At 76.6% G+C, this 989-nt stretch carries 1 protein-coding gene; it reads right to left on the reverse strand.

Translation table 11 applies throughout. The features are described from left to right. Positions 1 to 989 (reverse strand): cell division protein PerM (locus OOT08_RS06240; protein WP_325091720.1); only part of this gene is annotated, 989 nt, incomplete at both ends.

A 989-nucleotide genomic window follows, 5' to 3' on the forward strand; every position in this document is an offset into this window, starting at 1 on the left:
GGGCGGCGGCCAGGGCCTCGGGGAGGCCCGCGAGGCGGCGGCGGGAGCGCTTCAGGCGGTCGCTCCAGTCCACGCGGACGATGAGCGCCCCGAGCGTCGCGCCGATCAGGACCTCCAGCGCGGCGGTGCCCGCGACGAGCAGCGCGTCGGGTCCGGCGACCGCCAGGCGGCCCGGGCCGAAGCCGCCGCTGGCCGCGAGGCCCAGGAGCCACACGATGACGCCGACGACGAGCGCCGCGAGGGGCACCGCAATGAGGACCGCCAGCGTCGGGAATGCCGCGGCGGCCTCGCGGGTCTCGGCGTCCGCGGCGTCCGGCAGGCCCCCGAAGAGCGGCTCTGCTGCCGGGTCGGCAACGGGGTCACCGTCGCCCGGCTGTGCGTCGTCGCGCGCCTCCTGCTCGGTGTCCGTGGCTGGGTCGGTGTTTGAGGCGGGGTCCGGCTCAGTGCCGGGGTCGGTGTTCGTGCCGCTGGCCGCGGCCCCGCTCGGCTCCGCCGCCGCGCTGCGGGCGGGGTCAGCGTCGGCGGCGGCGTCGCGAGCCCCCGGCGCGGTGCCGGGCCAGCCCCAGCGGCTGCGCTGGCCGGACGGGCGCGCGCCCGTGCCGAGGAGCAACAACGCCGCGATCAGCGCGCAGAGCACGACGAGGATGGGCGCGATCAGGCCGAGGCTGCCCCAGCCATCGGGGAGCGCCCCGAAGATGGGCAGGGAGGGCACCGGCCCCAGTTGGGTGCCGAAGGGGCTCACGGAGGAGCCCGCGCCGATCGCAAACCCGGGACCGACGAACCAGGCCAGGCTCCACACGATCAGGGTGGGCAGGAAGGCGAGATTCAGCAGGAACACGGTCACGAGCCCGGCCCCGTCGAGGTGCAGTTGCTGGCTCAGGGTCACGACCTCGACGTAGCCCGTGAGCAGGGCCAGCACGAAGCCGAGCGCGGCCAGGCCGATGAGCAGCGCCATCGTCCCGGCGGTCAGCCGCCCGGCGAGGCGGAAC

Source organism: Leucobacter sp. M11, from assembly GCF_035726885.1.
GTDB lineage: Bacteria > Actinomycetota > Actinomycetes > Actinomycetales > Microbacteriaceae > JAPFRB01.